Origin of the sequence: Actinoplanes sp. NPDC051851, from assembly GCF_040681165.1 — a bacterium.
Lineage (GTDB): Bacteria > Actinomycetota > Actinomycetes > Mycobacteriales > Micromonosporaceae > Actinoplanes.
The window spans coordinates 1-9367 of the sequence record NZ_JBFAYF010000126.1 but is presented as its reverse complement, the minus strand read 5'-3'; the positions used below and the strand labels follow the sequence as shown (position 1 = coordinate 9367).

Below are 9367 nucleotides of genomic sequence, written 5' to 3'. Positions count from 1 at the left end.
CAACGCCTTCGACCTTGCCTTCGAAGGACGCCTCACCACAGGCCGTAACTGACCTTCAAAAAATCGAGTTACACCGTTTTCTTGACACTCCCAGCGAAAGACCGAGGCTAGTACGGCAGCGGGACTGTAGAAAGTTGACAGTCCCGCCGGCCGAAGGTTGCGCGGGTGAATCGGGCTTGGTGCACGTGACTTTCTGTCAGGGTCCAGTCGACGAGGTGGGCACCGGTGAGGTCGAGGCCGGGCCAGAACGGCTGGTCGGCGGTAGGCGGTAGGCGCGAGAGTGCGGGCCTGGGCGGGGTCGAGGCTCTGCGGCAGGGTCAGGTGGTGGGTCAGGACGCGTTGCGCGGTGAGCCGGACTTGGAGTTCTTGCTGCGGGTCGCGGCTTGCGGCTGCCGAAGCGGTGGGTGGCAAGGGTAGGTCGGTGACCGGTCCGGCCGGGGGCCGGCGATCCAGGTGGCTTGGACCAGCAGCAACGGCGACGGGCCACCGGTGTGGCGGGCATGGTGCAGGACGGTGTCGAGGTGGGCGGCCAGTTCGTCCAGTTCGCCGCGGCGCCGTGCTACCTGGTCTTTGGGGAAGCGAGCGGTGATTTCGTCGAGCAGGGCGGCGGTGGTGTCCAGCGCGGTCTGCAGGTCGTCGCCGGGCGGCAGGCTCGCCTGGTGGCGGATCACCAGGGCGGTCAGCCGGTGCACCGTGATCCGGCATTCGTCGCCGAGCCCGGCCGCGGGCCGGTCACCGCTGACAGCGGCCAGCAACGCGTCCGCCAGCACCCCGACCGTCGTCCACAGGTTGCCGGTCAGCCCGAGGTGCTGCTCGGCCCGGGCCAGCAGGTCCCGGCTGATCCCGTCCGGGGACAGCAGCGACAACACCCGCAACAACCGGGCGGCGTCGCCGCCCGGATCCGTCACGGCCAGCCCGTCCAGACTCAACCGGACCGCCTGCAGCACTCCGGGATGATCCGAGCCGGCCTGCCGGCGCAACACGTCGTCCACGTCCTGGCCCGCCAGCAGCGGGGTCTCGAGTTCGCCGCCGCTGCGGTCCCATGGCGGCCACGCGCCTCTCGCCGCGACGCCGTTTCCATTGTGTCTCGTCGATGCGACCGCTATGTTAACGCTCACGGGCCGCTCCACAGTGGTCAAGCCCGTCTGACGATTCGGAACGTGAGCGCTAACCGAGCCCGGAGGCCCGATGTCCCCGCTTCCCGTCACCCGCCGTAGCCTGCTCAACGCCGCCCTCGGCGGTGCGCTGGCCTCGACGACCGGCTCGCTGCTGCTCAGTGGCCGGCCGGCCGCGGCAGCGGCGGTCACCCCGAGCGCCACCCCCTTCGCCCTCGGACGGGTCACGCTGACCGACGGCCGGTTGCTGGACAATCAGAATCGGACCCTGAGCTACCTGCGCTTCGTCGACGCGGACCGGTTGCTCTACGTCTTCCGCGCCAACCACGGCCTCTCCACCGGCGGCGCGACGGCGAACGGCGGCTGGGACGCGCCGGACTTCCCGTTCCGCAGCCACGTGCAGGGCCACTTCCTGACCGCGTGGGCCCAAGCCTGGGCGACCCTCGGCGACACCACCTGCCGGGACAGGGCGAACTACACGGTGGCCGAGCTGGCGAAGTGCCAGGCCTCGAACGGATACCTGTCCGGTTTCCCGGAGTCCGACTTCGACGCCCTCGAGGCGGGCACCCTGTCCAACGGCAACGTGCCGTACTACTGCATCCACAAGACACTCACCGGCCTGCTCGACGTATGGCGGCTGATCGGGAACACGCAGGCCCGCGACGTTCTGCTGGCCCTGGCCGGCTGGGTGAGCACCCGGACCGCCGCGCTGACCACCGCCCGGATGCAGACCGTGCTGGGCACCGAGTTCGGCGGGATGAACGCGGTCCTGACCGAGATCCACCAGCAGACCGGCGACAGTACGTGGCTCACCACGGCCCAGCGGTTCGACCACGCCGCCGTCTTCGACCCGCTCGCCGCGGGCACCGACGCGCTCAACGGGCTGCACGCCAACACGCAGGTACCGAAGTGGATCGGCGCCGCCCTGGAGTACCGGGCGACCGGCACCACGCGATACCGGGACATCGCCACCAACGCCTGGGCCATCACCACCGGTGCCCACACGTACGCGATCGGCGGGAACAGCCAGGCCGAGCACTTCCGTGCCGCGAACGCGATCGCCGGCTATCTGACCGGCGACACCTGCGAACACTGCAACTCGGTCAACATGTTGCGCCTGACCCGGGAACTCTGGGTCCTCGACCCGGACCGGGCGGGCTACTTCGACTTCTACGAGAAAGCGCTGCTCAACCACGTGATCGGCGCGCAGAACCCGGCCGACGAGCACGGGCACATCACGTACTTCACCCCGTTGAGGCCCGGTGGCCGCCGCGGGGTGGGTCCCGCGTGGGGCGGCGGCACGTGGAGCACCGACTACACCACGTTCTGGTGCTGCCAGGGCACCGGCGTCGAGGTCAACACCCGGCTCGCCGAGGCGATCTACTTCTCCGCCGGCACCACGCTGACCGTGAACCTGTTCGCGTCCTCGGTCCTGACCTGGCCCGAGCGAGGCGTGACGATAACCCAGACCACCTCCTTCCCGTACGCCGACACGAGCACCCTCACGCTCTCCGGCACACCGAGCGGCTCGTGGTCCGTCCGGATCCGCATCCCGTCCTGGACCAGCGACGCCACGATCAGCGTCAACGGCACCCGCCAGAACGTGACCACCACGCCGGGCACCTACGCCACCGTCACCCGGACCTGGGCCGCCGGGGACACGATCACCGTGCGGGTACCGATGAGCGTGAACCTCGTGCCGGCCAACGACGACACCACGCTCCAGGCCGTCACCTACGGCCCGTCCGTCCTCTGCGGCGATTACGGCGACAGCACCCTCAGCGCCCCGCCGGCCCTGTCGGTCGCGTCGATCACCCGGACCGGCGACGGCGCGCTGGAGTTCACCGCGACGGCGAACGGCTCGACGGTCAGCCTCGGCCCGTTCCACGACGCACAGGGCTTCAACTACAACGTCTACTGGAGCACGGCGCCCACCTTCACGCTGGTCAACGCGGCCACCGGCCTGGTCCTCGGCGTGAAGGACATGTCCACCGCCGACGGCGGGCTCGCCCTCACCTGGGGCGACACCGGCACACTCGACCACGTCTGGGCTCGCATCCCGGACGGCGGTGCGTACCGCTTCCGCAACGTCAACAGCGGCAAGGTCCTCGGTGTGAAGGACATGTCCACCGCCGACAACGCCGTGGTCCTCCAGTGGTCCGACAACGGCACCGCCGATCATCGCTGGACCCTCGTCGACCAGGGCGACGGCACCTACAAGATCCGCAACGTCAACAGCGGCAAACTCCTCGCGGTCCTGAACGGCGCCACCGCCTGGGGCACCCAGGTCGTCCAGGACTCCGACAACGGCAGCACCGACAACCTGTGGCGCTTCACCGCCGTCAGCTGACGGCGCCGCCCGCTCCCCTGACACAGCCGCTCGTCCCTCCCGGCGCTGCCGCCCATCGGACACCGAGAGCGGAACGGGAAGCCCGGCGAGAGGAGGGAGAAGGCTCAGAGCGCAGCGGTCGCCAGGTCCTGGACCACCCGGAGGACCGCGGCAGCCACCACCGGGGCCTCGCCGATCGGATGGTGGCTGCGGCGGGCGTTGGACGGAAGGTCGCGGATGACCTGGTGCAGCAGGGGCTCGATCTCGGCGCGGCTGCCGCGTTGCAGGGCGCCGTGCAGGCCCAGGGCCGCTACCAGGGCGCAGAGGCTGTCGGCGTCGGGGGACGGGCCGTCGCGCTGTTCGATGCGGTATCCGACCTTGGCGCGGACGCGGACGGCGATGCCCGGGTCGGAGAGGTCGTGCTCCTTGGCGCGGCGCCAGCGGCTGGTGGACGACTTCTCGGCGATCACGCCCTTGTGGACCAGGGCGGCCGTGGTGCGCTCGTAAAGGCCGGGCATCGCGCCGCGGATCAGGTCCGGCAGGGACGGGGCCAGCTGGGCGTCCATGATCAGGGCGAGGACGTCGTCGCTGACCGGGTCGCCGGTGGAGTCGCGGGCGTAACGGTCGGCGTGGACCGTACCGGTCTCGACCGTGACGCGCTGGGCGATCATCAGGTCCATCACCGTGGCACCGGCCAGGCCGGCCGAGAGGGCCGGCACGTGCAACCGGGGGCGCATGTGCCGGCTCTCGTCGTGGGCGAGCAGGTAGAACTGCTCGCGTACGAGGATCGGGTCCCGCATGGTCGTCAGAGGCCGCGCAGCCGGTCGTGGACACCGCCGTACGCGACGACGCCGGGCAGGTGGCGCTTGTCGATCGCGGCGCTCATCACGTACTGCGGGTCGACCACGTTCCCGGCGCGTGCCTCGGTCGTCTGGGAGACCAGCTGGAGCGCGTCGAGCAGATCGAGACCGGTCAGCTCGGCGACGTGCCGGACCAGGTCCTCCTGGCTGATCCGGAACGCGTCCTCCAGGGGGCGGGCGGCACCGAGCGAGATCAGCTGGCGGTCGGTCTCCAGACGGGGCGTGCCGGTGCGCTCGCCCGGGATCACGTCGACCACGATCGTGACGTCCATGGCGACCTCGACCGCGACGCCGCCGACCTCGCCGTCACCCTGGCGCGCGTGCCCGTCGCCGAGCGCGAGCAGCGCACCCGGCACGTTGACGCCGAGGAACAGCGTGGCGCCCGGCGCGAGCAGCGGGGTGTCCAGGTTGCCGCCGTGCACGTCCGGCACGATCGTCTGGCGCACCTCACCGGCGGCCGGGGCGACGCCGACCGTGCCGAGCATCGGGGCCAGATTCAGCAGCGTACTGAAATCGCTGTTCCGGGCCTGGTATCGGACCGTCTGATGAACGAGATCGATGTCGTACAGCCAGACCCGTTCCTCCAGGGGCGGTTGCAGCGTCCGCGTGTAGCCGGTCGACGTCAGCGCCCCGAAGTGCGGGAACGTCGACGAGATCCCCACCGGCGAGGCGGGCGTCAGCGACACGATGTGCACCGCGAGGGTGTCCCCGGGCTGGGCGCCCTCCACGAAGTACGGCCCGGTCACCGGGTTGAGCTCGGGAAACACGCAGACCCGGCTGGGCAGGTCGTCGACGCCGCGCACCTTGCCACCGAAGCAGTCGAGCGTCCGCAGGGATACCGGCGAACCGGGCTTGATCGTCGCGATCGGCTCACGGCCGCCGAAGGTGTATCCGTACTCAGACATGGCTTACCTCTTTCGACAGCGAAGCCGCGTCAGGGGCGGCGAGGAGTCGGGGCGAGCGGCCGGTCGCGTCGAGATAGAGGAAGACCAGGACGCCCAGGGCCAGCCAGATCAGGCCGACCCGCTGGGCGAGCAGGTTCGCGTGCCAGATCACCGCGAACAGCACGGCCGCGCCGAGCACCGGGACCACCACGTTGCGCCCGGCACCACCCCGGCCGCCGTTACGCGTGTAGTCCCAGACCACCGACGTGTGCAGCACGATGAACGCGCACATCGCACCGAAGTTGACCATGGCGCTCATCAGCGTGATGCCGTCGTCCCGGGTGGCCATCCAGACGCCGACGATCAGCGAGATGCCGGCCGTGGTGAGGATCGCGTTGGACGGCACCGAGCGGCTCAGCGACACCCGGGACAGGAAGGCGGGCAGCTGGTGATCGCGGGACATCGCCATCAGCAGCCGGCTGGTGGCCACCTGGGCGACCATGTTGTTCGCGATACCCCAGGCCAGCGCGGTGGCGAGCGCGGTCAGCGTGGCGAGCCAGTGTCCACCGGCGACCTCGGCCGCGTCGTAGAACGCCGTACCGGCCGCGTCGCCGTTCGCGATCAGTCCGGCCGGATCGGGGACGAGCAGCGCCGCGACGTACGTGGACGCGACGAAGAGGACCGCCACCACCAGCAGGGACGCGTACATCGCCCGGCGGACCGTGTGCGCGCCGTCGACCGCGTCCTCGGCGAGCAGGCCGAGCGCGTCGAAGCCCAGGTAGGAGAGCATCCCGATGGAGACGCCGCCGAGGATCAGCGACCACGTGAAGCCGGTGCCGTTGTAGAACGGGTCGAGCGAGAAACCATGCCCCTTGCCGTCGGCGAGCGCCGCGAGACCGTACACGAGAAAGATCCCTAGAACGATCAGCTCGGCGCCGAGGAAGACCCAGTTCAGCATCTTGGTGGTCTTGATGCCGAGCAGGTTCATGACCGTGTTCGCCGCAACGAAAATGATCACCCAGCCCCAGATCGGCACGCCCGGCACGATCGAGGTCATGCTCGCGCCGGCGACCAGCGACAGCAGCAGCGGGATGCTCACGTAGTCGAGAAGGATCACCCAGCCGGTCAGGAATCCGGCGGCCGGGGAGATCGCGCGCCCGGCGTACCCGTAGACCGAGCCCGCCACCGGGAACTTCTCGACCATCACGCCATAGGAGGAAGCGGTCAGGATCATCGCGGCCGCGCCGACCACGTAGGCCAGCGCGATCATCCCGCCGCTGGCCTGGAACACGCTTCCGAAGATCCCGAAGGGCGCGATCACCACCATGAAGACCAGGCCGTACGCGGTCAGATCCCGGATCCGCAGTTCCCGCCGCAGCTGCTGTTGATATCCGAAACGGTTGAGCGACACGGCGTCATCACCTCTTCCGCTCGTCGTCGGTTCTTCGCTACTTCCGCGGGCATGAGCTACTTCTCGCGGGCACGACCGAATACCGCGCAGGAAAGGTTCCTGAACGGGAGATACTCAACGATCAAGCGCTCGCGACAGCGACGCAAGTAAATACCGTGTTCAGCCGGTGACGCAAGGTCAACGATTCCCCGGCTTTGATTTAACACCTTTTACGTACGACCGGAATCATGTGACAGACGTAGCCGGCGACGCGGCGACGAGGCTTTTCGTCCGCCTGCAACCGGGCGGCACTACGGTGAGTTGCGGGTGGGCCCGACGGAGCACGGTGCTGCCGTGTGAGCTGGGAGGTCTGGGTGACGGATGGGGCGCGGGCTCTGCTGCGCGTGGCCTGGCGGCGAACGCCGGCGCTGGTCGTCCTCGCCGTGCTCGCGCTGGCCGGGCTGTTCGGTGCGGCGGCCGCCGGGGAGCTCCGGATCTGGGTGCTCGGGACCACGATCGCGATCCTCGACCTGGCCGGTGCCGTGTACAGCTGGCGGGCCGCGCCGTTGCGTCCGACCGGGACCACCCCGTGGCGGCTGATCGCGGCCGGGCGGCTGGGGTCGACGTGCACCGGCGTGTTCCTCGCGTTCGCCTCGTTCGGGGCGACCGAGGCGTGGTGGTGGGCGGCCGCGACCGCTCGGATGCTGATGTTCCTGCTGGTGTCGGCGGGTGTCCTGATGCCGGTGGTGACCCGCTACGACGGCCGGGCCCGGGCCGCGCTGATCGCCGAGACGGCCACCGTGCTGGCCGCCGGTTTCATGGTGATCTGGTACTTCGTGCTGGAGCCGGTGCGGGTCCGGGGGCGCACCGCGTCGATCGGGATCGTGACGATCGGCTGGCCGCTGGGCGAGGTGCTGATGCTCGCGGCGGTCGCGTCGATCGTGCTGCGCGGCGTGATCAGCCGGTTCGCCGGGCCGGTCGCGGTGCTCACCGGCGGACTGACGCTCTACCTGGTCGCGGACGTGTTCTGGATGGCCGGGAACGCCGAGGGGAACCCGGTCACCAGCGACATCGGGGTGCTGGTCTGCATCGTCCTGGCGAGTCTGCTGATGACCGCAGGACCGATTCTGGCCATCGCGCACAGCGGGCGCGCATTCGTGCTGCGGACCACCCGCCCGCCGGCCTGGGCCACGCATCTGCCGATGGCCGCGATCGCCGTGGGCTGTCTGCTGATGCTGACCGTCACGCTCCTCGAGGGCGAGATGATGACCTGGGGTGGACTGGTCTGCGGGCTCATCGTGATGACGTGTGCGGCCACGCTGCGTCAGTGGCTCTCGCTGCGGCAAAGCCGGGACCGCCTCATCGCCGACGCGCTCACCGGGCTGGCGAATCGGGCCGGCCTTGACGAGGCTCTCGACCGTACCGCGAAAAGGGGTGAGGCAGCGGCCATCCTCTTGATCGACCTGGACGGGTTCAAGCTGGTCAACGACGCCTACGGGCATGCTGCGGGCGATGCCTTCCTCGCGCACGTGGGACGGCTGCTGCGGTCCGCGGTGCGCAACGGCGACGTGTGCGCGCGGATCGGCGGCGACGAGTTCGCCATCCTGCTCACCGACATCGGCAGCGATGAGGCGGTCGGCGTCGCGCAGCGTGTGCTCACGGTGGCCGCGGAGAATCCGGTCGGTATCGAGGACGACGTCATCCCGGTCCGGGCCAGCGTCGGGGTCGCGCACGCCGAGCGGGACTACGACGCCAAGACGCTGCTGCGGCACGCGGACACCGCGATGTATCACAGCAAACGCGCGGGCAGTCACAGTTACGCCTGCTGGACGCCGGCCATGGTCGATCATCGCGCCGCCGACGCCGCCCTGGCCGAGGACCTCCAGCAGGCGCTGCGCCGGGGTGAGCTGCACGTTCTCTACCAGCCGATGATCGACCTGGCGAGCGGGCGGCCGGTCGCCGCCGAGGCCCTGCTGCGCTGGCAGCACCCGGTGCACGGGCTGGTCTCGCCGGTCCGGTTCATCCCGATCGCCGAGCGGACCGCGGCGATCACCGAGATCGGGCTCTGGGTGCTCGAACAGGCGCTCTCCGTGCTGCCGGACCGCCCCTCGATGTACATCAGCGTCAACCTGTCGCCCCGGCAGCTGCGCGAGCCGACCGTCGTACACGACATCCTGGCCGTTCTCGATCGGACCGGGGTCACGCCGCGGCGGCTGGTCCTGGAGATCACCGAATCCGCGCTGGTCGACGATTCCAGCGGCATCGCGGCCCTGCGGGCATTCCGCGAGCACGGCATCCGCATCGCGATCGACGATTTCGGCACCGGCTATTCGTCGCTGCAATACCTGACCCGGCTACCGGTCGACATCCTGAAGATCGACCGCGCTTTCGTCGCCGAATTGAATGGCAGCCCGGAGGGTTCCGCCGTGGCCGAGGCCATCATCCGGCTCGCCGAGGTCCTGCACCTGACCACGGTCGCCGAGGGTGTCGAGACCGAACAACAGGTCGCCGAATTGCGCGCGCTCGGCTGCGTGACCGGCCAGGGCTACCTCTTCGCCAAACCGCTCACCGCCGAGACCTTTTCGACATTCATCACTTCTCCGGTACGCGCGAAGCAGTCCACGGCGTAATACCCGGACTGTCGCGAGTACGACAGCCACCGATGCGTGACCCGGCGCTCCCTCACCCCATGACCCAATGCCGTTAATTTAAGGCGTTTGGGCAGGCCACGATGGGTATCGCTGGTTCGGGGTGGCGGGTTCCGTGGTCGGTGGGGCGTTTGACGCGGT

At 69.6% G+C, this 9367-nt stretch carries 6 protein-coding genes; 2 read left to right on the top strand and 4 right to left on the bottom strand.

The window, feature by feature from the left end:
* Nucleotides 1-329: 329 nt before the first annotated feature.
* Nucleotides 330-1118: a hypothetical protein gene (locus AB0M08_RS46580; RefSeq protein WP_364508537.1), complete on the bottom strand. Its 789-nt coding sequence runs from the start codon at nt 1116-1118 to the stop codon at nt 330-332.
* A 70-nt stretch (nt 1119-1188) separates the two neighbouring features.
* On the opposite strand from AB0M08_RS46580, the gene AB0M08_RS46575 reads away from it, so the two are divergent.
* A complete protein-coding gene (locus AB0M08_RS46575) occupies nt 1189-3465 on the top strand; it encodes a beta-L-arabinofuranosidase domain-containing protein (RefSeq protein WP_364508535.1) in 2277 nt (758 codons plus the stop codon).
* Between the two features lie 104 nt (nt 3466-3569).
* On the opposite strand, the gene AB0M08_RS46570 is transcribed toward AB0M08_RS46575, so the two are convergent.
* From AB0M08_RS46570 to AB0M08_RS46560, 3 genes are read right to left on the bottom strand one after another with little or no spacing between them, the layout of a single operon-like run.
* Nucleotides 3570-4244 (bottom strand): GPP34 family phosphoprotein, encoded by a 675-nt coding sequence (locus tag AB0M08_RS46570; protein WP_364508532.1) that lies wholly within the window; start codon nt 4242-4244, stop codon nt 3570-3572.
* Nucleotides 4245-4249: 5 nt separating this feature from the next.
* Nucleotides 4250-5209 (bottom strand): acetamidase/formamidase family protein, encoded by a 960-nt coding sequence (locus AB0M08_RS46565; RefSeq protein WP_364508529.1) that lies wholly within the window; start codon nt 5207-5209, stop codon nt 4250-4252.
* Complete coding sequence (locus AB0M08_RS46560) at nt 5202-6599, bottom strand: APC family permease (protein WP_364508526.1); 1398 nt, start codon at nt 6597-6599, stop codon at nt 5202-5204. Before AB0M08_RS46560 ends, AB0M08_RS46565 begins: the two co-directional genes overlap by 8 nt.
* Before the next feature lie 353 nt (nt 6600-6952).
* On the opposite strand from AB0M08_RS46560, the gene AB0M08_RS46555 reads away from it, so the two are divergent.
* On the top strand, nt 6953-9208 hold the full coding sequence (locus tag AB0M08_RS46555) for an EAL domain-containing protein (protein WP_364508523.1): 2256 nt from the start codon (nt 6953-6955) through the stop codon (nt 9206-9208).
* The last annotated feature ends 159 nt before the right edge of the window (nt 9209-9367 follow it).